Here is a 25,752-nt window from a genome sequence, read left to right on the forward strand (position 1 = left end):
CAGAAAGGCCCGGACTTTCGACTACCGGCCGTCGTTGGCCGGAGAGCGGCGATCAGACCAGCCGCAGCGGCATGGTGATCGCTGCCCGAAAACGGTGCGGTGCCACGAGGCCGGATATGAAGGCTCCGACCTCGGGGAACCGGGCCTTGATGCGGTCGGCGACATTCCTCAGTCCGGTGCCGGTCCCGGCAGGTTTATTCGCCGGGCGCGGCGGCTCGTTCGCCATGTCGTTTTCTACGGAAAGCTCCAGCGTCTCGCCTTGCCTTGCCGCCCGGATCACGATCTCGACCACGCCGATCGAACCGCCGACGCCGTGCTTGACCGCATTTTCGATCAATGGCTGAAGGATGAGGCTCGGGACCAGCGCCTGCTCCAGGCCCGGTGCAATCTCGAGCTTGACCCGCATGCGGTCGGAGAAGCGTTCGCCCTCGATGTTGAGATAGCCGAGCTGCAAGGCCAGCTCGTCGGCAAGGCAAACGTCCTGCATCGGATCCAGCTCGAGTGTCGTGCGCAGGAAGGAGGAGAGCGAGAGCACCATGCGGCGGGCGGTCGTCGATGCGCCCTCTTCGATCAGCCCGGCAATCGAGTTCAAGGTGTTGAACAGGAAGTGCGGATTGACCTGGTAGCGCAGCGCCCGCATCTGCGCCGTCAGCGCTTCCTCCCGTGTCACGGCAAGCCGGCGTTCCCGCTCGCGCAGTTCGGAATTGGCGAGAAGGGCGATGTAGAGAAACGCCCATCCGTGAAACAGCGCCATGCAATAGATGAGGGTGTAGCCGACATTGGTCCAGTTGATTGGGCCCGGATCGCCATGCTCGATCAGGCCGTGACTGAGGAGATCGATGCTGGCATTGATCGCTGCGGCGACGAGCGCCAGAGCGGAGCCGAGCAGAAGCTTGAAGAGGATGGACCTGCCCCGGAAGCGAAAGAGTGCCACTGCCATCGCATAGGACATGAGTGTCCCGTTCAGCATCAGGATCAGGGTGATCGGCGCGATCGCAATCGGGTTATATCCAAGGAAAGCCCAGAGCGTACTGCTGATGACGAACTGCATGAACTGGTAGAGGAGCCCGAGGAAGAGCGTCGCCCGCCGAACGCTTGCGGCATATCCAGCCTCGTCAGGCAAAACCGTCTCATGTCCTCGCGCCATGCGAGGTTTTATCCTTCAAGTCCATATGGTTGTCGACCGCCGTTCGTCGCCGAAAACAAGCCGTTTGCAGAAACCCACAGCCCTTCGACGCCGCAATCTGCCGTTTGCAGAAAGCCGAATTCTCGCTTTTTGCGGGCTTGCTATAGCCGCCCCATGACCCGTGCTTTCCCGGCGAATCCGTTCGCCTGGGATTTGTGCGCCCACGAATGAAAAGGAAAAGGGGCAGACATTGAATACCTGTGCGAAGGCGGACGTTTTGAGGATCAACCTTCTGAGTTCGACGGCGCTCGGTCGCGCCGGCCTGCTCTCGCTGGCTCTGGCCGCCGTGCCACTCGTGCCGTCGCCGGCAAAGGCGGCCGGCTTGCTGGTTCCAAACGACACAACGTGGTCCAGCGACCATACGATCAACGGCAATCTCGTTATCCGCGGCGGGCCGGGCGGCGCGACACTGACGATCAACAATGGTGCCAAGGTTGAGAGTACCGATGGTTACATCGCAGACAGTCGCGGCAGCGTCGGCACGGTCGTCGTCTCCGGGCCGGGCTCGACCTGGGACATCGTCGATGCCAATCCCAACGGCGACCGCATGCTCTTTGTTGGCGGCTTCGAAGGCGGTATCTATGGCGGCAAGGGCACGCTGAGCGTCGAGAACGGCGGCAAGGTTTCGGCTAAGGAGACCTATGTCGGCGCCCTGCAGGAGGGCGACGGAACGCTCGTGGTGCGCGGCGCGGGTTCCATGCTAAACACCGAGTTCCTGGGGGTCGCTTACGGTGCACTGACGCTCAACACCGCTACAGTTCGGATCGAGGACGGCGGCCTCGTCAACACCAACAAGACCTACTTCGAAAACGGCACGGTGCTCGTCACCGGCGACAATACGCGCTGGGTCAACACCGGTGAATTCACGATCGGCGACAGCTTTACCGTCGAGAAGGGCGCTGTCGTTTCCACCAACACCGCGATCCTGCGTGAGGACGAGAGCACCGACACCATCCAGGCCGTTATCGACGGCGCCGGCAGCGAACTCAAGGTCGCCGACAGGTTGCTGATCGGCGAGGCTGGTCGGGCGAACCTTTCGATCGCCAACGGCGGCAAGCTCTCGGTTGGCGGTGACATCGTGCTCTCCGCCGTCGGCGGCATCAACAACGAGGGCATGGGCAACCTGACGATTGGCGGCAAGGTCAATCTCAACAACATCGCTGAACCGATCGCCGAACAGGCGCAGGCGGCAGGCACGGTCAATTCCTCGGCGAAGATCGATTTCGGACCGCGCAAGGGCTACGTCAACTTCAACCATACGAACACGGGCTACGAGTTCGCCAACACGATGGTCGGCAAGGGCACGATCACCAACTTCTCCGGCGAGACCATCGTTGGCGGCGACCTGTCGAAGTTCTACGGCAAGGTGAATGTCTCCGGCGGCAAGCTGGTCCTGAAGGGCAATATCGACACGATCGACAACGACCCGGACAACGGTCCCGTGGACTTCAGCGAGACCCGCTTCGAAGTGAGCGGCGGCACCCTGATCGTCGATGGCGAAACGGGACGTGTTGAGGGCGATCGTTTCTATACCAATGAAGTGAATGTGCTCGGCGAGTTGAACCGCATTCGCAATCCGAACTCGACCGCTTTCGGCAGGCTCGGCGGCTCCGGCACGGTCGGCGACACGTTTATCGACAAGAATGCGATCATCTCGCCCGGCAACAATTCGACCGGAACGCTGACGATCATGGGCCGGCTGGATATGGCCTCTGGCTCGATCTATGAGGCCGATATCGCCGGCGACGGCCGCTCCGACCGGATCGTTGTCAAGAGCATAGGCACCAACGACAACACCGGTATCGCCAAGATCGGAACCGGTACCAATGTCCAGGTGACGGCACTCGACGCCAACACCAGCTACAAGACCGGTCAGACCTACACGATCCTGACCGCCGATCGTGCGATCGAAGGCAAGTTCGCCGAGGCGATTTCGAAATCGGCGTTCCTCGAAATCTCGCTCGACCAGAAGGAAAAGCAGGTCGATCTGACGATCAAGGTCAAGAACGGCGGCAAGCCGGGCGGCGAAGAGCCGGGTAAGCCGGGTGAGCCGGGTGGAGAGCCGAAACCGGGCGGAGAGCCCAAGCCTGGTGTCTTCGAAGGCGAGGCTGCCACCGGCAACCAACGGCAGACGGCACTGGCGCTGAACACTCTTGCCCAGAGCGGCCCGTCGGTCGGCCTCTACAATGCATTGACACTGCTCGACGGCGCCGGGGCACGCCGTGCCTTCGATCAGCTCTCCGGCGAAGTCCATGCGTCGGCCCAGACCGCGTTGATCAACGACAGCAGCCTGTTGCGCCACGCGGCGAACGACCGCATCCGCGATGCTTTCGGCGACGTCGGCGCTGCAAACGTCCCGGTTCTGGCCTACGGTCCGGAGGACAAGATCACGACAGGCGCAGTCGCGGCGGTCAACTCTGTCCCGGTGGCGCCGCCGGCCATGGTCGGCTGGGGACAGGTGTTCGGGTCCTGGACCAACACCGACGGCAACGGCAACGCCGGTGCGCTCGATCAGTCGACCGGCGGTTTCGTTACCGGTTTCGATGCGGCTATCTCGGACAATGCGCTCGTCGGTATCATGGCCGGCTACAGCCGGACCAACTTCGACGTCGACAGCCGCTCGGCGAGCGGCAACAGCGACAATTACCACCTTGGTGTCTATAGCGGCAGCCGGTGGGGCGACGTCGCACTGCGCTCGGGCCTTGCCTATACCTGGCATTCGATCAACACGTCGCGCAATGTCGCCTTCCCGGGCTTCAGCGATCAGTTGAAGGCCGATTATGACGCCGGTACCTTCCAGGCCTTCGGTGAAGTCGGCTACCGCATCGACCTGCCGAGTGTCGCGCTCGAGCCGTTCGCCAACCTCGCCTATGTCAGCCTGCACACCGACGGCTTCACCGAGCGCGGTGGTGCGGCGGCTCTGTCGACCCGGAGCAACACGACGGATACGACCTTCACGACGCTCGGTCTTCGCGCTTCGGCTCCGCTCAGCCTTGGCACAACCGAAGCGAAGCTGCGCGGCATGCTCGGCTGGCAGCATGCCTTCGGCGATACGACCCCGTTCTCGTCGATGGCGTTCGGCACGGGCAGCGCCTTCTCGGTCGCCGGTACGCCGATCGCCGAGGATGCGGCGATCATCGAAGCCGGCATCGACTTCGCGCTGACCGGCAATGCGAGCCTCGGCATCACCTATACCGGCCAGTTCGGCTCCGGCACGACGCAGAACGCCGTGGACGCCAAGCTCGATGTGCGCTTCTGATGCGCAGGTTCGTCTGGCTCTCGACAATGCTGATGGCGACTTTCGTCGCCATCACGCCGCTTCATGGGGAAGACGCCGCCGGCAAACCCGCGGCGCCCTCCCAGCTTTCGGAGACCTACGAGGACTGGAGCGTCGCCTGCGCCGAGATCGAGGGAAAGAAACATTGCCTCCTCTCGCAGCGCCAGTTCCACAAGAGCGGTCAGCATGTCCTGACGATCGAGCTTCGCACGGCGGCCGAAGCCGGGCTTGAGGGGAGCCTCGCGCTCCCCTTCGGTCTTTATCTGGACAAGGGCGTGACGCTTGGCGTCGACGACGCGACCGGCGGCAAGCCGACCCGCTTCCGCACCTGCTTGCCGCTCGGCTGCATCGTGCCTTTGACCTTCACCGAAGCGACGGTTGCGCTGCTTCGTAGCGGCACGGCATTGAAGATCGGCGCGTTCGCCAGCGACAGCCAAAAGGACGTGGCGTTCGCTGTCTCGCTCAAGGGCTTCGCTGCAGCACTCGACCGGGTGATCGCCCTGTCCGGAAAGAGCTGAGGCAACGTCACGGCCTTCGCTTCACCGCCAGGCTTTTGGCCGGTTTTTTTAAGGTGCGTAGCCTCCCGGGGCGGGCCCGGTCGTGCGAAAGAGCGCGGCCGGGTCTTCTCCATGGGGGAACCGAGTGTCGCCATCCGGACGCGCCACCGTTGGTGGGCGCTTTCGGCCTATCGGGAGGACACGTCGATCGCATCGCCGATGGCGTAGAAATGCCCGCCCGCCACATAGTGCAGGCTGCGCAAGGCCGGATCGGCCGTCTCGAACATCCAATGCCCGTCGCGAAACACGCGATCGTCGGCCCAGGCCGCGAAGACTTCGCCGATGAACAGGTCGTAGCGGCTCTCGATCGACGGCTCGCTGATCAGCCGGCAGGCGAGCCAGGCGGAGCAACCGGTAACAAGCGGAAGATCATAGTCCGGCATGTCGAACAGTTTGACGCCGGCGTTGCGAAGTTTGTCGGGATCGTCGTGAAGGCTCGTGGTGCCCACCGCATGGGTCAGCAGCGCCTGGGCGGCGGTCGGCACCTGGATGACGAACACGCCCGCTTCCTCCGCGAGGCTGCGGGTACGGGTGGCGCTGTCGAGCACGACCGTCAGCTTGGGCGGATCGTAATCGAGCGCGCAGGCCCAGGCTGCCGCCATCACATCCTGAACGCCGCCATGGCGGGCGGAAACCAGGACTGTCGGGCCATGGTTCAGCAGCCGGTATGCCTTTTCGAGAGGAACGGCACGAATATGCGAAACCATCAGACTACCTCACCGCCATTGGCGGACATTGACCGATCATGCCTCTTCTATAGGGGCGCTGCATTTCGCCAACAAGCGCAACCTTTCGCGGTGCCGGAGGGGCGGTACGGCAGCGGCTAAGGCACTTGAAAGGGATGCGGGCCGACGAAACATAAGCATTTGACAAACGCATACCCGTTTGGCTATACGTTATCTCATAGCCAAACGGGTATGAGATATGACTGAGTTACAGGACGCGGTTTTTCGGGCGCTCGCCGATCCCACACGCCGTGGGCTCTTCGAACACCTTTGCCGCCAGGGGGATACCACGGTCGTCGGCTTGTTGGCCGATGCCGGGGTTTCGCAGCCGGTCGTGTCCAAGCATCTCAAGATCCTGAAGGCTGCAGGGCTCGTGCACGACCGGCATGAGGGCCGCTACACCTATTACAGCGCCCGGCGCGAAGCGCTCGCGACGCTGGTTGACTGGACGACGGAGATGGCCGGCTTCTGGCAGGACCGCTTCGACGATCTCGATGATCTCCTGAAGAGAATGGACCAATGATCGAAACAACGGAAACCACCCGCTCTGTCGTCGTCGAACGCGACTTTCCCTATCCGCCGGAGAAGATCTGGCGCGCGCTGACGCAGCCGCATCTGATTGCCGAATGGCTGATGCGCAACGATTTCATTCCCGAAGTCGGCCGTCGCTTTACCCTTTCCGCCGATTGGGGCCAGGTCGATTGCGAGGTTCAGACGATCGAGGCGAACCGCTCGCTCGCCTATCGCTGGGACACCAAGGACTTGACCAGTGTCGTCACCTGGACGCTCGCGCCCGCCAGGGGCGGCACGAGCCTGCGCATGGAACAGCGCGGCTTCAGAGCCGACCAAAAGGCCTATTTCCAGGGCGCGACGGTCGGATGGCCACGCTTCTTCACCCAGCTGGAAGACGTCGTCGCGAAACTCGACTGATCGCAGCCATTGACGACCGTTGCTCAAACCCAAGGTGCCAGAATGACCGCCCTGATCCGGAAAATCCATCGCTGGACGTCGCTGCTCTTCTCCCTGGCCGTTGCCGCCATCTTTGCCGGCATGCCAGTAATGACGCTCCCCGAATGGGTCTACTACCTGCCCCTGCCGCCGTTGGCGGTGCTGCTACCGACCGGCATTTACCTTTTCGTGCTGCCCTATCTGGGCAAGCCCGAGGGCAGGATGCAGGCGGCGGAGTAGGGAATAGCGCCAGCCCGGCTCAATCCGCGGACAGAGCCGGGCTGGCAAAGCGCTTGCGATATTCGGCCGGCGTGACGCCGACATGGCGCATGAAGGCGCGCCGGAGCGTATCGGCATCGGCAAAGCCGCAGCGGGCGGCGACCTGCTTGGGGGCGTCCTGCCCCTGCTCGAGCAGGCGCCTGGCCGCCGCGACACGTGCTTCTACGATCGGCCCAACATCGGGCATAAGCGACCAGCGAAACAGATAGGGCGCAAAATCGCTGCTGATTGTCATACTGCGGATCCGCTGATTGCGCGCGGTGGCACCACGGCCACGGCGCGAACTGACGAGCGCTTCCCTCAGGCCTGCTCCACGAGGCAGTCGATCAATGCTCGGGTCGCAGCCGGTAGGTTTCTGTGCGGCGGATAAATGAGGGAGAAGGGGCGCGACCGGCCACCGAATTCCGGCAGAAGCTCGACCAGGCTGCCGCGCGCCAGGCGGTCGCGCGCGATGAAATCATAGGTTTGGCAGATCCCGAGGCCTGCCTCCGTCAACGAGACGGTGCCGAGCACGTCGTCCTCCACCTGGATCGGGCCATGGGGTATCCAGTCGAGGTCGGCTCCGGCGACGCGCAACAGCCATGGGGCCGGACGCCCGCTGCTCGGCATGATGAAGGGCAGGCAGGTATGTGCTGCGAGCTCGTCGACAGAACGCGGCATGCCACGCCGCGCGACGTAATCGGGCGAGGCGACCAGCCTCAACGGCGCATCTTCGAGCCTTCTGCCGATCATGCCGCTGTCGGGGAGCTGGCCGAGGCGTATGGCAAGGTCGTAGCCCTCGGCGACCAGATCGACATTGCGGTTGGCAATCGACAGCTCGACGGTGACGGATGGATGCCTCGTCGCGAAGCGGGTCAGCTTTTCCGGCAGCTGGAAATGGCCATAGGTCGTGGGCGCACTGAGCCGAACGCGTCCGGCAACAACGCCGTCGCCTTGAATGGCGCGTTCGGCCTGATCGATTGTCTCGAAGGCTGCTCGCACCTGATCGAGGTAGACCCGCCCGGCGTCGGTGAGGCTGATGCGCCGCGTCGTCCGCCGCACCAGCTGCGTGCCGAGTTTCGTCTCGAGCCTGGTGATGGCGCGGCTCAGCACGGAAGGCGTCGTGGCCAGCGCGACGGCTCCTGCGGTCATCGACCCCTTGTCCATGACGGTGATGAAAGCCTCGACATCGGCGAGGTGATCGAAGCGACGCATTTTTGCCTCTGAAGACCAGATCATTTCCTGCGCGGCGCATTTATCGCCGCAGATGGAAGCAATAAATAAGCAGCATCAATTGAGAGCCGCAATGTCAGGCTCGCTTCAACCAGGAGAAAATGATGCCAGAGACGACATCCGTTCCGAAAAAGCCTGTGCTCTTTGTGCTCACCAGCCATGGCACTAAGGGGGAGGGCGGCCAACCCACCGGCTTCTATCTTGGAGAGGTCACCCACCCGCTTGCCGTGCTCGAGGCGGCCGGCATTGCCGTCGAGTTTGCTTCGATCAAGGGCGGCGAGCCGCCGGTCGACGGGCTCGACCTCAATGACGGGACCAATGTCCGCTACTGGAACGACGAAGGGTTCCGTGCCGCAATCCGCACGACGGTTCGGCTCGATGATATCGATCCCGCCCGCTACGCGGCCATTTTCTTCGCCGGCGGTCATGGCGCCATGTGGGACCTGCCACAAAGCCGCGCCGTCGACCGGGTGACGCGTTCGGTGTTCGAGGCCGGCGGTGCTGTCGCGGCGGTCTGCCACGGACCGGCAGCCCTCGTAAACGTCAAGCTTTCCGACGGCCGCTATCTGGTTGCTGGCCGCAACGTCAGCGCCTTCACCGATTCCGAAGAGCGCGCCGTCGGCCTCGACAAGACGGTCCCGTTCCTGCTCGCAAGCACGCTTGTCGAGCGCGGTGCGACGCACCATCCGGCCGCGGACTGGACATCGAAGGTGGTTGTCGATGGCAGGCTGATCACCGGCCAGAACCCGCAGTCGGCGACTGGGGTCGGCGAGGCGCTTCGCGATATCCTGAGTGCCTGATCCCGCGTAGCCGGGCACTTGGAAAGGTTCGGCAAGTCTGTCCCGATCGTGCTGCCGGCGATGCGTCGCCGACAGCGTGAGGCGAACCGGACAGGTGGGGCGCTCGACTGCCATTGCGTTGGCCATGGCGGGAAACCGGAAAAACCGCCATGTTCACCATCCCTGTCGCGTCCGGTTGACACGGCCCGCACACCATTGGGTAAGCCGTCTCGGGCCGGAAAGTTCCGTCGGAGCGGAGGCTTCAGCCGCGCCGCGCCGCCTCGATCGCAGCGACGTCGATCTTGCCCATGGTCATCATCGCTTCGAAGGCGCGCTTTGCTTCGCCGCCGCCGGCCGCCAGGGCATCGGTCAGGACCCTTGGCGTGATCTGCCAGGAAATGCCCCATTTGTCCTTACACCAGCCGCAGGCGCTCTCCTGTCCGCCATTGCCGACAATGGCGTTCCAGTAGCGGTCGGTCTCCTCCTGGTCGTCGGTGGCGACCTGGAACGAAAAGGCCTCGTTGTGCTTGAACATCGGCCCGCCGTTGAGGCCGAGGCAGGGAATTCCGGCGACCGTAAACTCCACCGTCAGCACGTCTCCCGCCTTGCCCGACGGAAAGTCGCCGGGCGCGCGGTGCACGGCACTGACCCGGCTATCGGGAAAGATCTCGGCGTAGAAGCGAGCGGCTGTCTCGGCCTCCTTGTCGTACCAGAGGCAGATCGTATTCTTGGCCATGACGCGTCCTTTCGTTTTGAAGCCGGAGGGGCCGTTTCCTTCGCCACCTGCTCTGCGAGATAGGTCGGTGCCCCCGTTTCTCCACCCTGAAATCTTCCCGCACTTGCCTTTGCCCGACGGAACGCGCGTCGAAGGCATGTGCGCCGGGTCGTCGCATCCGGCGCTTTCCCGTTGGAAATTCAACCGCTGATACCTAATTGTGCAGCCTCGATACGCGCGCGAGGCTTCTCTTCGCGCGCTCCTAGGGGATGCGGATGATACAACTGAATGGAACTGTTGCGGTGGTAACAGGTGCTGGTCGCGGCCTCGGAGCGGCCCTGGCCTATGCATTGGCCGAAGCGGGCTGCGCTCTCGTGTTGTGCGGGCGCAGCCAGAGCGCGCTCACGGACGTGGCCGAACTGATTGTCCGTGCTTTCGGGCGACGGGTACAAACCGTTGCGCTCGATCTTGCGGATGCGAAAAGCGTGGCTGCGGCAGTCGAGGGCATCAAGGCCGAGAACGGACGCATCGATATCCTCGTGAACAACGGCGCCATGTGGCTCGAGGACAGTGACGAGGATCATCCTGATGACGCGGTGCTCGGCGTCGTCAACGCGGCGGTTACCGGGACCTTCCTGTTCACCCAGGGGCTGCTGCCTTTGTTCGCTCACTCGCCCCGGCCGGATATCGTCACGATCGGCTCGATCAGCGGCCTGCCTAATGCCGCACTCCAGACCGTGTCCGTGCCCTTTTATGCTGCCAAGCGGGCGCAGGCCGCCCTGGCCGATGGCCTGCGCCAGAAGCTTGCAGGTACCCCCGTCCGTTCGATCGTCGTCCACCCGCCATACATTGAGGACATCTCGCCGCTTGATGGCGCATGGGAGGCGGCCGGCAGTCGACGGAAGGGCGAGGCGGCGACGAACCGGGACATCGCCGAGGCAGTGCTGTTCGCGCTGACGCGGCCGCGGCATGTAACCTTGTCGATCACCGTCGATGCCGACGAAGGCGGCCTCTATCCGTCTCCGGCTCGCTCCGCCTAGCGGCGGGGGCCTGTCAGAGACCGATCCGATACATTGCCGAAGGCCCCAATGGCGTTCGGCGAAAATCAGGCATCGTTCGCCGAGATCCTTCAATCTCGATCGTCCACATATGCAGACGATAAGTCCAATTTAGGCCGACTACAGAGGCGCCGTCCACGTCGATATATCCATGACATCAACAATGGAGAAACGACATCATGCACAGTGTCTCTGAACCGATCTTCACCTCAGGCTTTCCACTCGGAAGTTCCGCCGGCCTGGTCACCGCCTTCGAATGGCTCGGCCAGCCCTATCGCCTCACCCGCGTCGACATGCTCGGGGAAATGCGCACCGACGCCTATGAGCGCTTCAACGGTCGGGTCGAAACGCCCGCTCTCGTGACCGACAAGGGCGACGTGCTGACCGAGACCATGGCGATCGCCTTATGGCTGGAGGGGCGCGATCAGGAGCGTCGCATCAGCTTCGCCCCGGGCACTTTCGAGGCGGACCGCATGCACCAGTTCATCGCCTTCCTCAACACCGGCTTCACCGGCGCGTTCTTCTCGATGTGGGTGGCGCTGGAATCCGAAGACGCCACGGAGGAATACCGCGAAACCTTGCGCGCCTTCGGCCGCGAGTTCGTCGCCAAGCGTCACAAGCAGTTGGAAGCGATGATGGGCGACAGCAATTACCTCATCGGCGACCGGCCGACGCTTGCCGATGCGGTCTTTGCCGGCGTGGCCCGCTGGGTCGATTTCCACGAGGCGATCGATCCGAAGGACTATGCGCGCAACTATCCGCGCATCCACGCGCTGCGCCAGCGCATCGAGGCCGATCCGGCCTTCCGCTTCGCAGTGGCGATCGAGGATGGCGAGCCCGTTACCGGCAGCGGTGCGATGAAGGGGCTTGTCCCGCTTGAGGATGTGTTGCGGATGACGGGCGCACTCCGCGCGTGATGTAAAAAAGTGAGGTGGCGCACCGGCAGGCGGTGCGCCACCTCAAACAGTTGGAGCGGCCAGCCGCCGCCGACATCACACCTCGAATACGTCGACGAACGATTCCGGGAAGCTTTGCCGGGCAACCTTCTCGTTGATGACGAGCAATGCTTCGTAGGACACGGGATCGAAATCCTTGTCGACCGGCAGCACCTCGCGTCCGAACAGGAGGTTCAGCCGGGCGGCATCGAGATTGCCGCGCTCGAATGGTTCCGCGCCGAAATGATGCCAGAGGGCGTGGAGGAAGGCCGCATCGATGCGGTGCGCCCCGGAGCCGGGCCGGGCATGGCGGGGCAACGCCTTGATCGGCGTTGCTCCCTTGGGGTTGGCCCGACGGATGACGAACTGGATGCCCGTGCCCGGCATGGCGTAGGGAAAACCCCGGTGTTTCGTCATATCAGCCAGCTTGGCCATTCTATTCTCCTTAGGCGGTCTGCTTCTCGACGATCTTGTCCTCAGTCTTCGTATCGAAGTCGGAAGCGTCGTGACGCTCATGCAATTGTTCGGACGGGTTGCCGCTCAAGCGGTTGACCATGCGGCCACGCTTGACGGCCGGCCGGGCGGCGATCTCGGCCGTCCAGCGCTGGACGTGCTCGTAGCTCTGAACCTCGAGGAAAGTACCGGCATCGCCATATACCTGCCCGAGCGCCAGATTGCCATACCAGGGCCAGGTGGCCATGTCGGCAATGGTGTATTCCGAGCCGGCGAGGAAGCGGTTCTCCGCGAGATGGCGATCGAGCACGTCGAGCTGGCGCTTCACCTCCATCGCGTAGCGGTCGATGGCGTATTTGATCTTCATCGGCGCATAGGCATAGAAATGGCCGAAGCCGCCGCCGAGGAACGGTGCCGAGCCCATCTGCCAGAACAGCCAGTTCAAGGTCTCTGTGCGGGCGCGAAGCTCGCTCGGCAGGAAGGCGCCGAATTTCTCGGCGAGATAGGTGAGGATCGAGGCCGATTCGAACACGCGCACCGGCGCGCCGCCGCCCTTGGGCGCATGGTCCATCAGCGCCGGGATCTTGGAGTTCGGGTTGACGTCGACGAAGCCAGAACCGAACTGGTCGCCGTCTCCGATCCGGATCGGCCAGGCATCGTATTCGGCGTCCTTATGGCCGGCCGCCAGCAGCTCTTCGAGCATGATCGTGACTTTCACGCCGTTCGGCGTCGCCAGCGAGTAAAGCTGCAACGGATGCTTGCCGACGGGCAGATCCTGATCGCGCGTCGCGCCGGCGGTCGGACGGTTAATGCTGGCAAACGCGCCGCCATTGCCCTTGTCCCAGGTCCAGACCTTGGGAACGTCATAGCCGGCGGGGAAATTGTCAGCGGGGGATTTTTCGGTCATCAAATCTGTCCTTGTCTTGGCGGAAACCTCGAACGTCGTGTTCGCTTATATAGGAAGTTTATCAAGCCACCACATCGACTTGGCTGCGAGGACGACCATGCTCAAAGGCCAGACGCTGGAGAATTTTTTTATCGAAGTTGGATGAGACCGGCATCCGTCGGCACGAAACCGCACCGGTCGACGTAGAATTCGCGCAGATGCGGGTCGAAGTCTACATGCAGCCATTCGCAGCCCGAGGCCTTGGCGTGCGTTACGGCCTCTTCGACGAGCAGCGTGGCGTAACCCTTACGCCTCAACGGTAGCGTCACCATCGTATCGAGCAGGAAAGCATGCACGCCACCGTCCCAGGCGACATTAACGAAGCCTGTCAGTGCGCCCGAGATCCGCATGGTGACCCAGCCGAGGCTGAAGCGGTTGACCTGGCTCCACCAGTCGTCATCGGTCAAGGCGTGCTCGAAGCATTCGGCGTGCAGGGTATTCAGTTCCTTGTTTTCAAATGCGCCGCGCCAGGCGAACGCGGGTACTTCAGTCGGATTCTCTACCGTCACGGTTCAACCTCAGAGTTTGCCGGGATCGATTTTGACCACCAGGGCTCGGCTGCCAGCAAGCGCGGCCGAGTTCTTGAAAAAAATCATGGGCCTCCCTTGATACCGGAAAACCGAGCTCCTATCTGCCGCCTAACCCGCTGGTCCGGGCCCCTCTGGCGAGAGCTTCGGCACTCTTGCGATGTCGGACCTTATTCCGACAACATGTGCCGATTGGGGACCCGTCTGTGGACTTTTCCTTCATGTCTGTAGTGTGGCTGGGAACGCCACTGTGGCTGTGGGCGAGCTTTTTCGCCCTCGTGATCGCTATCCTGTCGTTCGACCTTGGTATTCTCCATAAGGAGAACAAGGAGATCAACGTTGCCGAAAGCGTCAAGCTTTCCGCCTTCTATATCGCCCTCGGCCTGAGCTTCGGCGGCTTCGTCTGGTGGTATCTCGGTGCCGAGTCCGGCCTTGCCTATATGACCGGCTTCGTCGTCGAAAAGACCCTGGCGCTCGACAACGTCTTCGTCATCGCCCTCATCTTCTCCTTCTTCGCCGTCCCGCGCATCTACCAGCACCGCGTGCTCTTCTGGGGTATCCTTGGCGTTATCGTGCTGCGCGCGATCATGATCGGCGTCGGCGCGACGCTCGTCGCCGAATTCTCCTGGGTTCTCTATATTTTCGCTGCGTTCCTGGTCTTTACCGGCATCAAGATGCTGGTGATGAAGGAGGCCGAGCCCAACGTTTCGGACAACGCGCTCGTGCGCTTCATGCGCAGCCGTTTCAACGTCACCGAGGAACATCACGGCGAGCGCTTCTTCGTGAAGCTCGTCAACCCGAAGACCGGCAAGATGACCTGGTTCATCACGCCCCTTTTCATGGCGCTGGTCATGGTCGAGGTGGCCGACGTGATCTTCGCCGTCGACTCGGTTCCCGCGATCTTCGCGATCACCACGGACCCGTTCATCGTCTACACCTCGAACATCTTCGCTATCCTCGGCCTGCGCGCCCTCTACTTCGCGCTCGCTGCCATGATCCATCGCTTCCGCTACCTGAAGCCGGCGCTGGCCGTCGTCCTGATCTTCATCGGTTCGAAGATCTTCGTCGCCGATCTCCTGGGGCTAGAGAAGTTCCCCGCGGCCCTGTCGCTCGGTGTCACCTTCGCGATCATCGCTTCGGGTGTTGTCTGGAGCCTGGTCAAGACCAAGGAAGAGCAACTGCCGGCATAACGCCCGGGCTCATCCGACCGTGACGAGAAACGCGGCGGCCTTCGAAAGGGGGCCGCCGCGATCTTTTTGGCCTTGCCGAGCGTGGGGTTGACCCTCGCCCGGACGACCCGTCGGGTCGAGCCGTCCGGGCGAGGCATCACCCGATGATCGCCTTCGGTTCGAGGAAGGCGTCGAGGCCGAAGGGACCGAATTCGCGGCCGATGCCGGATTGCTTGAACCCGCCGAAGGGCGCTTGAGCGTCGGCCGGGGTTTCGTTGATCACCACGCGCCCCGCCTCCAATTGTCGGGCGATGCTGCGCATACGTTCGGCGTCGGTGCCAAGAACGTAGGACTGCAATCCGTATTCCGTGTCGTTGGCAATCGCGATCGCTTCCGCTTCCGTTTCGTAGGAAAGAACGCTGAGCACGGGGCCGAAGACTTCCTCGCGCGCAATCCGCATGTCGTTGGTCACACCGGAAAAGACGGTCGGGCGGACGAACCATCCCCGTTGCAGCCCTTCCGGCCGGCCTTCGCCGCCGACAAGAAGCGTCGCACCCTCTTCCTGCCCCAGGCGGATATAGGCCTGGACACGCTCCCACTGCCGGGCGCTCACCATCGGGCCGATGTCGGAGGCCGGATCGCTCGAAGGTCCGGGTCGCAGCGCGGAAACGGCGTGCGCAAGGCGCGATATCACCTCCGTATGTCTTCGCTTCGGAACAAGAAGCCGGGTTCCGGCGATGCAGGCCTGCCCGCTGTTGCGGAAGGCCGATGCCAGAACATGCGGGATCGCCCGGTCGAGGTCCGCGTCATCGAGCAGGATCTGCGGCCCTTTTCCGCCCAGTTCGAGCGTCACGCGCTTGAAGCTTTCCGCTGCATTGCGCAGGATCTCCCGACCGGTCGTGGTGGAGCCAGTGAAGGTGATCTTGGCGATGTCGGGATGCCGGCTGAGTTCCGCGCCGACCACGTGGCCGTAGCCGTTGACGACATTGAGGACGCCATCGGGCAGTCGCGCTTCGTGCAAGACTTCGAGCAGCACCTGGGTCTGGATAGCGCTCATCTCCGACGGCTTGATCACGATGGTCGTGCCGGCCGCGATCGCCGTGGCGAGTTTGGTGCAGATGAAGCCGATGTTGCTGTTCCAGGGTGTGATTGCCGCGGCCACGCCCACGGGTTCCATCACCACCTCCGCATTGCCGATACGACGGGTAAAGGCGTAGTCGGCCACGGTCCTTGCCGCGACGTCGAACACGTTCGCGGCGTGCGGCACGGAGAATGCGAGGAACGACTGCGGCGCGCCGTATTCGATGGTCATGGCCGCACGAAGCGCATCGGCGTTGGCGGCGACAGCCTTCGCCAGCGTTTGCAGCATGGCGATGCGTTCGGCCGGTGTCGTTTGCCGCATGGCCGGGAAGGCCCGTTTCGCGGCAGCAATGGCCGCGTGCGCATCCCGATTGTCGCCCAGCCGGACCTCGCCGATCTTTTCCTCCGTGGCGGGATTGAAAAGCGCGAAGCGCTCGTCGCCGTGAGGCGCAACGAAAGCGCCATCGACATATATCTGCTCAATGATCTTCATCGTCCGATTTCCTGTTGCGATGAAAAGGATATGCATCGGAACGATCGTCAGGATAAGATCATCAATCACAGACACTCTGATGAGGAAAATAGCGCAATGAAGGCGAGCCTGTCCGAACTGGAGGCGGTGGCGGCAATCGCGCGGCTCGGCGGCTTTCGGGCCGCTGCCCGGGAACTCGGGGTTTCGTCCTCGTCGTTGAGCCATGCGGTCCTGGCGCTGGAGGCGCGCCTCAATGTGCGCCTGTTCAACCGCACGACGCGATCGGTGGCGCTGACGACGGCAGGCGAGGCTTTCGTTGCCGAGATCCTGCCGGCTCTTGCCGCCATCGACGGCGCCGTCGAGCGGGCGACGGAGTCTCAGGCACGACCGAGCGGCATGCTGCGGCTCAACACCTCCCCGGGAGCGGCGAAGATGGTTTTGCGGCCGCTACTGATCGAGTATCTGAGGCGATATCCAGAGATGGCGCTGGAGGTTGCGACCGACAATGCGCTGGTGGATATCGTAGCGCTCGGTTTCGACGCCGGGTTTCGTCTCGCCGAGGCGGTTCCTCCGGATATGGTCGCCGTTCCGGTCGTGCCTCAGTCGCGCATGATCGTCGTGGGTTCGCCGGACTATTTTCGCGAAAGAGCGGTGCCGCTGCTGCCGGGCGATCTGAGGCAGCACGCCTGCATCCGGGCGCGCATGGCAAGCGGCAGGATCTATCACTGGGAGTTTTCCCGGCGCGGGGAAAGCGTCGAAATCGATGCGCCGGGACCGCTCATCCTTGACGACAGCGAACTCATGCTTCAGGCGGCTCTCGGCGGGGTGGGACTGGCCTATCTCTCCGATCATCACGTCCGCGACGACGTCGAGGCCGGGCGTCTGGTTCCGGTGCTGGAAGAGTGGACGCCGCCCTACGATGGGCTATGTCTCTATTTTCCTGGCCGCCGGCACGTACCGGCGAAATTGCGTGCCCTGATCGATCTGGTCCGGGAACTGCGTTCCGGCGGCCCCCGCGCGCCCGCTCACACCCCGCATTCGCCAGCCTTGAAATTTTAACATGAGTATTACAGACGAGTTTATTTCTGCGTGCTAAGAGACACGGCGCTCGATTGGTCCCTTGGCCATAGATCGCCTCTCGGCAGGGGTGCGCACGCCGCGCCAAATCGAAATTATATGATCGGATCAGACACAGTGGTCGACATCGATACGCGCCATCAGGTCTATTTCGCCAACCGTACTGCCCTGGTCGCCTATGCCACGCGGATCGTCGGATCGCGGGAAACGGCCGAAGATATCGTGCAGGAGGCCTTCATTCGATTTGCGCCGGCAAACACCGGCAATCCGCCTTCTGCCGGACCGTCCGGGCTTTCGCTCGCGTATCTCTACAAGATCGTCCGCAACCTGTCCCTCGACCTCTTGAAGCGCCGCAAGATCGAAGCGCGGGAAGAGCAGAGCGAGCCGCCGTTCTGGTCGATGCCGATCGAGGTGCCGACGCCCGAGGACATCATTCTCGTCAGCGACGAAATCAGACGCATCTCCGGCATTCTCGAAGACCTTCCCGAGGAAGTGCGGGTCGCGCTCGAGATGCACCGTTTCGGCGGCTACACCCTCGAAGAGATCGCCGCCCATCTCGACATCTCCGTCGCGACGGCGCACCGCCACGTGCGCGCCGCCATGATGCGGGTTGCGACAACGCTTGCGGGTGGGGCCTCCTAGAATTTCAGGGGTCCCCGTGTGAAAAAAAATCGGGTGCTGGTCGTCTTTATGACAGAGCGAAAGTACCACGGAAGCGTCCCGCTTCCCGGTGACGCCGCTTGACGGGGTTGGGGGCTACAGAAACAAAGTGCTAGGGCGTCGAACATCCAAGCGGCAGGCAGGGCTTTGACCAAGGACAACCACATATCGGAGGCGCTGCTCGAAGAGGCCATGGATTGGTTCCTCGAGTTGAAGGCGCGCCCGAACTGTCGCGACACGCAAGCCCGGTTCCGCGCCTGGCTGGGCCAGTCGGAATTGCATGGCCAAGCCTGGCAGACGGCGTTGCGGACCTGGCAGCTGCTCGGTGAGGTGCCGCCGGTGCACGAGCATCTATGGCGTGGGGCAAGGCCGTCCGTTTTCGTCGAGCCACCGGTCCGCCAACGTCGCCGGATGGGAACGGGCGGCTTGGTCGCCGGCGTGGCGCTGGCGCTTGCTGCCTGCCTCGTCCTCTTCGTCTCCCTGCCGTCGCTTCTCGTGTGGTGGCAGGCCGATCACGTGACCGAGACGGCGCAAAACAGGACGATTACGCTTGCGGACGGGACGATCATCGAAATGGGCGGCGGCAGCGCCATCGCCACCGACATCAGCGCCGGCACCCGCCATGTCAGGCTGCTGAAGGGCGAAGCCTATTTCAACGTCGCCCGCGATCCCTCGCGTCCCTTTGTCGTCGAGGCGGGTGGCGTCGAGGTGTCCGTGCTGGGGACTGCGTTTGATGTGCAGCTGGCGAGCACGGAGACGACCGTCGAGCTGGCGCACGGCACGGTGGCCGTCTCCTATAGTGCAAACGCGCACAAGCAGAATTTCGAACTGGCCCCGGGAGAAATGGCGACGGTGAGCCATGCGACCGGCGCAGTCTTGCGAAGCGCGATCGCGGCGGATGATATCGGCGCCTGGCGAAGCGGCAGGATGTTCGTCAATGATGTCACGGTCGCCGCTGCCGCCGAGCGGCTGCAGCGCTACCATTCTGCCTGGATTTCCATTCCGCAGCCGGATCTGGCAGGGCGGCGTGTAACCGGCGTCTACGATCTGAAGGATCCGGATCGGGCGCTCCAGGCGCTGGTGCAGCCTTTCGGCGGCAAGGTACGCGAGGTGACCCCCTATGGCCGCATCCTGACGCGGTTTTAATTGGAGTAAAAAAATCAGGAAAAAATCGCGCGCCGGTGAAAAAAAATCCGGGGCCGGTCGTCTTTGGTTGGAAACGCGCGCCCGCAAGGCCGCGTGGAATGCCGAGACGGGGGTAAAATGCGTTCGCCGAAATGCCGCAAGGGACATCTGAAATTCGATACGGGACGTCGCCGTGAAAGACGGCGCCTGCTGACGACGACGGCGATCGCCGCGTTTTCCTCCCTCGCGCTGATGCCCGTTTCCACGGCCTCCGCCCAGCAGACCACGTCGCGCGTCAGCAACGCCCGCAGCTTCGACATCCCGTCGCAGCCGCTTTCCACCGCGCTCAACGCCTTCGGGCGGCAGTCCGGCCTGCAGGTGACCCTGGCGGCTTCCACCTCGCAGGGGCTTCGCTCGGCGACGGTCAGCGGAACGATGACGGCGGACCAGGCGCTTGCCCGGCTTTTGTCGGGCACCGGCATTTCCTACAGGATATCGGGCGGCACCGCGCTGGTCGGCTCGGCCGTGTCGGCGGGTGGCAGCGCTGCTGTCGCTGCGGACGGAGCAACGGTCCTCGATCCGATTTCGGCCTTCGGTGCCGGGCCGCTCGGCGCCGGCGAGATCGTCATCTCGTCGGAAGACCTGAAGCGCAAGAACCCCGCCAACATTGCCGACGTGTTTTCCGGCGAGCCCGGCATTTCGGTCGGCAGCTCGTTGCCGATGTCGCAGAAGGTCTACGTCCACGGCATCGAGGAAACCAGCCTCGCTGTCACGATGGATGGCGGCCGACAGAACAACAAGGTCTTCCACCACAACGGCACCAACCTCATTGACCCCGGCCTGCTGAAGGCCGTCAACGTCGATGCCGGCGTTGCGCCGGCCGATGCCGGTCCCGGGGCGCTTGCCGGCGCGATTGCTTACGAGACGATCGACGCGCGCGATCTGCTCGATGGCGACGGCTTCGGCGGCTTTGTCACGTCGAGCTACAATTTCAACAGCAACACGGTGACGACCGGGATCTCCGCATACGGCATGCGCGACGGGCTCGAGTTCCTCGGCTACTTCAATTTCGGCAACGGCAACGATTTCACCGCCGGCAATGGGCAGGACGTGGAAGGCACCTCGACAGACGTGTTGAGCGGGCTTGGCAAGCTTGCCTACGAGTTCGACAGCGGCGACCGTTTCGAGATCAGCCACGACCGCATTCGCGACGACGCGCCGCGTCCGTTTCGCGCTAATATCGGCTTTATCGACGGACGCCCACCATGGGAGCCGCGCGTGCGCGACTACATGCTCGACCGGCAGAACACGGTGTTTACCTATACCGACAGCACGCCGGAGGGCTGGTGGGATCCAACGCTGATGCTCGCCTACTCCAGGACGGAGGTCGAAATTCCGATCATCCTGCCGCCGCGCCTCAACATTCCGCCCTATCCCGCCACCGGCACCACGAGCAGCTTCAACGGCAAGTTCGAGAACAAGTTCTCGTTCGACATGGGTAACGTCATTGCCGGCGTTGACTTTTATGACGACAAGGCTGACCTCGACGACATGTTCGATGCCAGCACCGAGAAGGCGCGCAATGTCGGCATCTATGCCCAGGCCCGGCTCGAGCCCTGGGAGAGAACGCGCCTCTCCTTCGGTGCGCGCGGCGACACGCAGCAGTTTACCGGGACGACGGGAGAAGAGTGGAACAATTCGGGCCTCAGCGGCAACGTCTCGGGCGAGTACGACCTCATCGAGGACCTGCTGACCGCCAAGGCGGGCTATTCGCACGTCTGGGCAGGCATTCCGCTCGCCGAAAACTTCATCATGAATCCCAACTGGAACTATGGCAGCGGTCCGAAGCCGGTGACGGCGGACAACTATATCCTGGGCCTGGAGGCGAACTACAACGACTTCACCGTCGAGGGCAGCGTCTTCCAAACCGATATCGATGACGCGCGCACGCCGCGTTATGCGGTCACGCGCGGGATCGAAGCGCATGACGTCCGCTCGCGCGGCTTCGAGATCTGCGCCGGCTACAGCTGGGGCGATGGTTTTTTCAAGGTGAAATACGCCAATATCGACGTGGAGATCGACGGCAAGCCTGCCGATTCTGATCTCGGCACCTATCTGGCCGCGCCGGCCGGCCAGATCATCACGCTGCAAGCGGTCCACACGCTGACGGACTGGGGCGTCACTTTCGGGGCCGACGCGGAAATTGCGCTCGACTACGACGACGTTGCCGACGGCAGCAAGCCCTTCGAGGGCTACCAAGTCTTCAACGCCTTTGTCGAATACGTGCCGCCGGAGCGGCCGAACCTGTCGCTGCGCGCCGAACTGAAGAACATTTTCGACGAAACCTATTCGGATCGGGCGACCTACGGTCAGGAGTTCGGAACGGTGACGCCACTCTACGAGCCGGGCCGTTCCTTCATCCTGACCGCCAAGGCGACTTTCTAGGGCGTCCGCGACCGCAACGGCCGCCGCCTCCAGGTGGCCGTTGCCTCAACAAGCGGAGGCGGCCACCCAAGCGCCGCCCACGCAAGCGAAAGCCGAAACGGGAGTTCCAGATGCAAGAAGCCACCACCCATTTTGCGACGGAAGACGGCCAGAAATACCTGACGCAGCTCTGCAAGCATTTCGCCCACAAGGTCGACGTCGAACAGGAGGGCCCGCGCGCCGAGCTCAGGTTTTCCTGCGGCACCGGCTACCTCCATGCCACATCAGAAGGCTTGAGCATCCGCGCCCGCTCACCCGATGACGCCAACCTTGCGGACACGAAATCGGTGATCGAAAGCCATCTTCTGCGCTTCGCGTTCCGGGAAGAGCCCGATCCGCTTGCCTGGCAGCCCGCCGGCTAAGCGAACCGCTCGCAAGCTAGTTCCGACAAGAAAATTCAATGTGTTGGTCGAAAGCGCCCAACGCAATTGCGCGGCTATGCGTGTCGCGTGCCGAGGATCAGGATGCAATCGTCTAGGCAAATAGCAGAAATCGCCACCTTTCAAAGCTTCGCAAACTGCTACCTGCGCGAAGTCAATCCGGGCATCCGGGCCATGCATCGCGCCGCAGGCGGCGCCGTCGACTGCGTGGAATGGTCTCTGCCCAGGCAGCAGATGATCCTGCGCGCCGAGGTGACATCGCCGTCGCTCTGCGGCCCACACCATTTCGGCAGGGTCTGGGGCAGGGGCGTGTCCGACGCCACCTGGCGCCATATCGAACTGATTTCGGCGCTCCATATCCTGGTGCACGAATGCTACCGCCAGGTCGACGAGGCCAAGGCCGACGCCCTGCGCGGTTTCGAGCTCGAACTCTTGATGCGCGTGCTCGAAAGTTACCAGCAGACGGCACTCTATATCGACAGGGCCGCGGCGGAGCCGGCGGACGGCGGTCATTTCGTCGAAGCGGAGCAGTCGCTCGTCTTTGGCCATTGGCAGCACCCGACGCCGAAGAGCCGCCAGGGCATGACCTATTGGCAGCAGGAGAGCTACGCGCCGGAACTGCGCGGCCAGTTCAGGCTGCACTACTTCGCGGCAAAACGCGGCGATATCAGGCACGATTGCGCGCGCGCGGTTGCAGCGCCCGAGATCGTGCGGTCCCTCGTCGGGCCGGACGCCGACGGCATCGCGCTCGGAGACGACGAGTATCTGTTGCCGATGCATCCGCTTCAGGCTGAAGCCCTGCTGCTTGATCCCGATATCCGCGGCATGCTGGGGGAGGGGCGGCTGCGGCATCTCGGCCCCGCCGGCCCGGCCTTTACCGCGACCTCGTCGGTGCGCACGGTTTACGGCGCCGATGCCGGCTGGATGCTTAAATTTTCCCTGCCCGTGCGCATCACCAACTCTGTGCGTCTCAATCGTCGTCAGGAGCTCGAAGCGGGTGTCGCAATGGCGAAGCTGATCGACCGGATCGGTTTTGCCGAACGCTCGCGAAACTTCCGCATCATTCAAGACCCCGCCTATATCACGCTCGAGCTGCCGGGACGCAGCGAGAGCGGCTTTGAAGTCATCCTGCGGGAGAACCCATTTGCGGACGGCGGTGGGCGGGGCGTCGTCACCGTCGCGGCCCTGACGGCCGATCCGCTACCGGGTGCGCCATCCCGGCTCGCAAGGCTGGTTGAGGCGGCTGCTGCGCGCGCCGGCGAGAGCCTGGCGGACACGGTGCTTGCCTGGTTCCGCCGCTATCTCGACTGCGCCGTCGAACCGCTGATCCGCCTCTATGACGATTACGGTATAGCGCTCGAAGCCCACCAGCAAAACAGCTTGCTGGACGTCGGCACCGGCTATCCGTCCGTCAGCTACTATCGGGACAATCAGGGCTTCTATCTCTCGGAGCGGTACCGCAGCCTGATTGCCGGCCATGTGCCCGAGACGCAAACGATCGCGTCCCTCTATTTTGCCGAGAGCGAAATTCGGGATCGCTTCGCCTATTACCTGATCGTCAATCAGGTCTTCTCGGTGATCAGCCGCATGGGCCATGACGGGCTCTGCGACGAGAGCCTGCTCCTGCGCGAACTGCGCGCGCATCTCGAGCGCTATGCCACCCGAATGAGTGGAGCCGGGCGTGACTTTGCCCGTCACGTGCTCGACATGCCGACGATCGTCTCCAAGGCCAACCTGACGACGCGTCTCTACGACGTCGACGAACTGCAATCCAGCAACGCGCCGTCCCTTTATCGCCCCGTGCCGAACCCGCTGAGGGCGCCGGCTGTTCTGACTGCGCCGAGGACCGACCATGCCATTGCCTCTTGATCTCAAGGGCCGCCCGGACGAGCGGGTGCTTCGCCAGCTCGTTGCCGCGCTGCTGTTCGAAGGTATCGTTGAGGCCAGCGAGCACACGGGCGGGGATGTCACCACCTTCCACTGGTCGCTCGGCGGCCGGCAGTTCCGCTGCCACGGCGCTATCGGCCCCTTTGGCCGGCTGCGGCTGGCTGCCGGATCGGTAGAGATGCATGATGATGCGGACGGCTGGGTCGTGCCGCCGCTGGCGCAGCTGGTATCCGTCCTGCCGGGCAGCGGACCGACGCGCGGAAAGCTGCTCAACGAACTCACGCAGACGATCGCTTTCAGCGCCTGGAACGAGCGTCAGGTACCGGCGCGGCTGCGCCGCGCTTTGTCATTTGCGGAGTTGGAGGGAGCGCTTGAGGAGGGCCATCCCTATCATCCCTGCTACAAGGCGCGTACCGGCTTTTCCGTCGCCGACCATGCAGCCTATGGGCCCGAAATGGGAGGAGCGTTCCAGCTTGCCTGGCTTCTGGTGGCGCGCAAGCATCTTCGCTGCGCGATCCCCGGTGACGAGGATGCCTTCTGGGAAGCGGAACTGGGGGAGGAAACCTGGTCCGAACTCCGGGCGAAGCGGCAGGAGCGCGGTGTTTCGCCTGATGCGTTCGGTCTCGTACCGCTACATCCCTGGCAATGGCGCGAACTCAATGAGAGACAGCTTTCTGGCTGGATCGCCGCGGGCGAAGCCCTTTGCCTCGGCCCGGCGGGGGACCGATACACGGCGACGCAGTCGGTCCGATCCCTGTTGAACCGGGACCGACCGTTGGCCGCGAGCGTCAAGCTGCCGCTCAACATCGTCAACACCTCGTCGCGCCGTACCCTTGAGCCGCATTCGGTCTGCACGGCGCCGGTGATCTCGCGCTGGATCGCCGAGATGGTTGCCGGAGATCCGGCCTTTCGCGACCGTTATCCGCTCACCGTCCTGCAGGAATATGCCGGCATCATAGCCGACAGCGACGGCCCTTTGGCCGGACAGGTCGCAGCCATCTGGCGCGAGAACGCGGAAGCGACGCTTGGCTCCGGCGAGGCCGTCATTCCCTTCAACGCGCTGATGATGGTCGAAGCGGACGGGCGTGCCTTCGCCGACGACTGGATCCAGCGCTTCGGCTTGATGCCCTGGATCAACCGCCTGATTGAAGTCGCGGTCCTGCCTGTCTGGCACCTGCTGGTGCACCATGGGCTTGCGGTAGAAGCGCACGGGCAGAACATGCTGCTCGTCCATCGCGATGGCTGGCCGGCCCGGCTGATCCTGCGCGATTTTCACGAGAGCATCGAGTTTTCGCCGGGCTTTCTGCGCGCGCCGGAAAAGGCGCCGGATTTCCTGTCGCTCGAGCCGATCTACCGGGAGGCGGAGCCCGACCAGTTCTATTGGACGGACAACCTGGATTCGCTGCGCGAATTGGTGATGGACACGCTGTTCGTCTACAATTTGAGTGAGATCTCCCACCTTCTCGACCACTGCTACGACCTGCCAGAAACGCTCTTCTGGCAGCGCGTTCAAACCGTGCTTGCCGCCTACGAGGCGGAGCACGGCGCGACGGAGCGGCTGGCGCAGCTCGGCTGCAACCAGCCCCGCATCCTGACCGAATCCCTGATGACGAGGAAGCTGCTCGCGCTCAAGCCGGAATACCACCACGAGGTGGCAAACGCCTTGGCCGCAAGGATGCTTCAACGAAGGAGGCGGCATGAAAGAGACCGCGTCCGCTGAGAGAACGGATCACTGAGATGCAGGTGATGATTGAGGGACAGCCACGCTTCCGGCCTTTCGGCTTATCCTGTTGGGGTTTTGGAGATCTCAACACGGGAGTT

25 protein-coding genes are annotated in these 25,752 nt (G+C 63.2%); 16 read left to right on the plus strand and 9 right to left on the minus strand.

Translation table 11 applies throughout. From position 1 onward, the window contains the following. Positions 1 to 52: 52 nt before the first annotated feature. A complete protein-coding gene (locus AC3WVQ_RS20355; protein WP_492382936.1) occupies positions 53 to 1,147 on the minus strand; it encodes a sensor histidine kinase in 1,095 nt (364 codons plus the stop codon). Positions 1,148 to 1,403: 256 nt separating this feature from the next. Between AC3WVQ_RS20355 and AC3WVQ_RS20360 the strand changes: the two genes are divergently transcribed. Both AC3WVQ_RS20360 and AC3WVQ_RS20365 read left to right on the plus strand, forming a co-directional pair. Further along, positions 1,404 to 4,445 (plus strand): autotransporter family protein, encoded by a 3,042-nt coding sequence (locus AC3WVQ_RS20360; RefSeq protein WP_492382937.1) that lies wholly within the window; start codon positions 1,404 to 1,406, stop codon positions 4,443 to 4,445. Then, complete coding sequence (locus AC3WVQ_RS20365) at positions 4,445 to 4,981, plus strand: invasion associated locus B family protein (protein ID WP_034787678.1); 537 nt, start codon at positions 4,445 to 4,447, stop codon at positions 4,979 to 4,981. The genes AC3WVQ_RS20360 and AC3WVQ_RS20365 overlap by 1 nt, the downstream gene beginning before the upstream one ends. A gap of 167 nt (positions 4,982 to 5,148) precedes the next feature. On the opposite strand, the gene AC3WVQ_RS20370 is transcribed toward AC3WVQ_RS20365, so the two are convergent. Further along, on the minus strand, positions 5,149 to 5,727 hold the full coding sequence (locus tag AC3WVQ_RS20370) for a flavin reductase family protein (protein ID WP_034787676.1): 579 nt from the start codon (positions 5,725 to 5,727) through the stop codon (positions 5,149 to 5,151). Positions 5,728 to 5,944: 217 nt separating this feature from the next. On the opposite strand from AC3WVQ_RS20370, the gene AC3WVQ_RS20375 reads away from it, so the two are divergent. Genes AC3WVQ_RS20375 through AC3WVQ_RS20385 form a run of 3 tightly spaced genes read left to right on the plus strand, consistent with a single transcriptional unit; the run spans position 5,945 to position 6,933 of the window. Further along, complete coding sequence (locus AC3WVQ_RS20375) at positions 5,945 to 6,268, plus strand: ArsR/SmtB family transcription factor (RefSeq protein ID WP_034787670.1); 324 nt, start codon at positions 5,945 to 5,947, stop codon at positions 6,266 to 6,268. Beyond that, positions 6,265 to 6,675: an SRPBCC family protein gene (locus tag AC3WVQ_RS20380; protein ID WP_034787666.1), complete on the plus strand. Its 411-nt coding sequence runs from the start codon at positions 6,265 to 6,267 to the stop codon at positions 6,673 to 6,675. Before AC3WVQ_RS20375 ends, AC3WVQ_RS20380 begins: the two co-directional genes overlap by 4 nt. A 42-nt stretch (positions 6,676 to 6,717) precedes the next feature. Then, entirely contained in the window at positions 6,718 to 6,933 is a 216-nt protein-coding gene (locus AC3WVQ_RS20385; RefSeq protein ID WP_034787664.1) for a hypothetical protein, read from the plus strand. 19 nt (positions 6,934 to 6,952) lie between these two features. On the opposite strand, the gene AC3WVQ_RS20390 is transcribed toward AC3WVQ_RS20385, so the two are convergent. Both AC3WVQ_RS20390 and AC3WVQ_RS20395 read right to left on the minus strand, forming a co-directional pair. Beyond that, complete coding sequence (locus tag AC3WVQ_RS20390; RefSeq protein ID WP_034787662.1) at positions 6,953 to 7,207, minus strand: helix-turn-helix domain-containing protein; 255 nt, start codon at positions 7,205 to 7,207, stop codon at positions 6,953 to 6,955. Between the two features lie 65 nt (positions 7,208 to 7,272). Beyond that, the gene (locus tag AC3WVQ_RS20395; protein WP_034787658.1) at positions 7,273 to 8,166 is read right to left on the minus strand and encodes a LysR family transcriptional regulator; all 894 of its coding nucleotides are present in this window, start codon (positions 8,164 to 8,166) and stop codon (positions 7,273 to 7,275) included. Between the two features lie 122 nt (positions 8,167 to 8,288). Between AC3WVQ_RS20395 and AC3WVQ_RS20400 the strand changes: the two genes are divergently transcribed. Further along, on the plus strand, positions 8,289 to 8,984 hold the full coding sequence (locus AC3WVQ_RS20400; protein ID WP_034787656.1) for a type 1 glutamine amidotransferase domain-containing protein: 696 nt from the start codon (positions 8,289 to 8,291) through the stop codon (positions 8,982 to 8,984). Positions 8,985 to 9,225: 241 nt separating this feature from the next. On the opposite strand, the gene AC3WVQ_RS20405 is transcribed toward AC3WVQ_RS20400, so the two are convergent. Then, positions 9,226 to 9,699 (minus strand): VOC family protein, encoded by a 474-nt coding sequence (locus tag AC3WVQ_RS20405; RefSeq protein ID WP_034787653.1) that lies wholly within the window; start codon positions 9,697 to 9,699, stop codon positions 9,226 to 9,228. A 254-nt stretch (positions 9,700 to 9,953) separates the two neighbouring features. On the opposite strand from AC3WVQ_RS20405, the gene AC3WVQ_RS20410 reads away from it, so the two are divergent. Both AC3WVQ_RS20410 and AC3WVQ_RS20415 read left to right on the plus strand, forming a co-directional pair. Continuing rightward, positions 9,954 to 10,718, plus strand: a complete 765-nt coding sequence (locus AC3WVQ_RS20410; protein ID WP_492382938.1) for an SDR family oxidoreductase — start codon at positions 9,954 to 9,956, stop codon at positions 10,716 to 10,718. A 197-nt stretch (positions 10,719 to 10,915) separates the two neighbouring features. After that, positions 10,916 to 11,653 carry a glutathione S-transferase family protein gene (locus AC3WVQ_RS20415; protein ID WP_060517739.1) on the plus strand — a complete coding sequence of 246 codons (738 nt, stop codon included), beginning with the start codon at positions 10,916 to 10,918 and terminating at the stop codon, positions 11,651 to 11,653. A 75-nt stretch (positions 11,654 to 11,728) separates the two neighbouring features. On the opposite strand, the gene AC3WVQ_RS20420 is transcribed toward AC3WVQ_RS20415, so the two are convergent. From AC3WVQ_RS20420 to AC3WVQ_RS20430, 3 genes are all read right to left on the minus strand, one after another. Next, positions 11,729 to 12,106: a hypothetical protein gene (locus AC3WVQ_RS20420; protein ID WP_034787648.1), complete on the minus strand. Its 378-nt coding sequence runs from the start codon at positions 12,104 to 12,106 to the stop codon at positions 11,729 to 11,731. Between the two features lie 10 nt (positions 12,107 to 12,116). Then, positions 12,117 to 13,031 (minus strand): glutathione-dependent disulfide-bond oxidoreductase, encoded by a 915-nt coding sequence (yghU, locus tag AC3WVQ_RS20425; RefSeq protein ID WP_034787644.1) that lies wholly within the window; start codon positions 13,029 to 13,031, stop codon positions 12,117 to 12,119. Between the two features lie 128 nt (positions 13,032 to 13,159). After that, positions 13,160 to 13,579 (minus strand): GNAT family N-acetyltransferase, encoded by a 420-nt coding sequence (locus AC3WVQ_RS20430; protein WP_034787642.1) that lies wholly within the window; start codon positions 13,577 to 13,579, stop codon positions 13,160 to 13,162. Positions 13,580 to 13,818: 239 nt separating this feature from the next. Between AC3WVQ_RS20430 and AC3WVQ_RS20435 the strand changes: the two genes are divergently transcribed. Next, on the plus strand, positions 13,819 to 14,787 hold the full coding sequence (locus AC3WVQ_RS20435; RefSeq protein ID WP_210333184.1) for a TerC family protein: 969 nt from the start codon (positions 13,819 to 13,821) through the stop codon (positions 14,785 to 14,787). Positions 14,788 to 14,923: 136 nt separating this feature from the next. Here the strand turns inward: AC3WVQ_RS20435 and AC3WVQ_RS20440 are convergent, their stop codons facing one another. Next, entirely contained in the window at positions 14,924 to 16,339 is a 1,416-nt protein-coding gene (locus AC3WVQ_RS20440) for an aldehyde dehydrogenase family protein (RefSeq protein WP_060517859.1), read from the minus strand. A 96-nt stretch (positions 16,340 to 16,435) separates the two neighbouring features. Between AC3WVQ_RS20440 and AC3WVQ_RS20445 the strand changes: the two genes are divergently transcribed. From AC3WVQ_RS20445 to AC3WVQ_RS20475, 7 genes are all read left to right on the plus strand, one after another. After that, positions 16,436 to 17,377, plus strand: coding sequence for a LysR family transcriptional regulator (locus AC3WVQ_RS20445; RefSeq protein WP_051659106.1), 942 nt, complete (start codon positions 16,436 to 16,438; stop codon positions 17,375 to 17,377). Positions 17,378 to 17,494: 117 nt separating this feature from the next. Beyond that, positions 17,495 to 18,037, plus strand: coding sequence for an RNA polymerase sigma factor (locus tag AC3WVQ_RS20450; protein ID WP_034787638.1), 543 nt, complete (start codon positions 17,495 to 17,497; stop codon positions 18,035 to 18,037). Positions 18,038 to 18,202: 165 nt separating this feature from the next. After that, positions 18,203 to 19,201, plus strand: coding sequence for a FecR family protein (locus tag AC3WVQ_RS20455; RefSeq protein WP_051659105.1), 999 nt, complete (start codon positions 18,203 to 18,205; stop codon positions 19,199 to 19,201). A 117-nt stretch (positions 19,202 to 19,318) separates the two neighbouring features. Then, positions 19,319 to 21,625 carry a TonB-dependent receptor domain-containing protein gene (locus AC3WVQ_RS20460; RefSeq protein ID WP_492382939.1) on the plus strand — a complete coding sequence of 769 codons (2,307 nt, stop codon included), beginning with the start codon at positions 19,319 to 19,321 and terminating at the stop codon, positions 21,623 to 21,625. Between the two features lie 110 nt (positions 21,626 to 21,735). After that, positions 21,736 to 22,026, plus strand: a complete 291-nt coding sequence (locus AC3WVQ_RS20465; RefSeq protein ID WP_034787636.1) for a DUF2218 domain-containing protein — start codon at positions 21,736 to 21,738, stop codon at positions 22,024 to 22,026. Between the two features lie 102 nt (positions 22,027 to 22,128). After that, positions 22,129 to 23,913, plus strand: coding sequence for an IucA/IucC family protein (locus AC3WVQ_RS20470; RefSeq protein WP_492382940.1), 1,785 nt, complete (start codon positions 22,129 to 22,131; stop codon positions 23,911 to 23,913). Beyond that, positions 23,897 to 25,651 (plus strand): IucA/IucC family protein, encoded by a 1,755-nt coding sequence (locus AC3WVQ_RS20475; RefSeq protein WP_492382941.1) that lies wholly within the window; start codon positions 23,897 to 23,899, stop codon positions 25,649 to 25,651. Before AC3WVQ_RS20470 ends, AC3WVQ_RS20475 begins: the two co-directional genes overlap by 17 nt. Positions 25,652 to 25,752 lie beyond the last annotated feature (101 nt).

It is taken from the genome of Ensifer sp. EB106-05-01-XG146 (assembly GCF_058791875.1).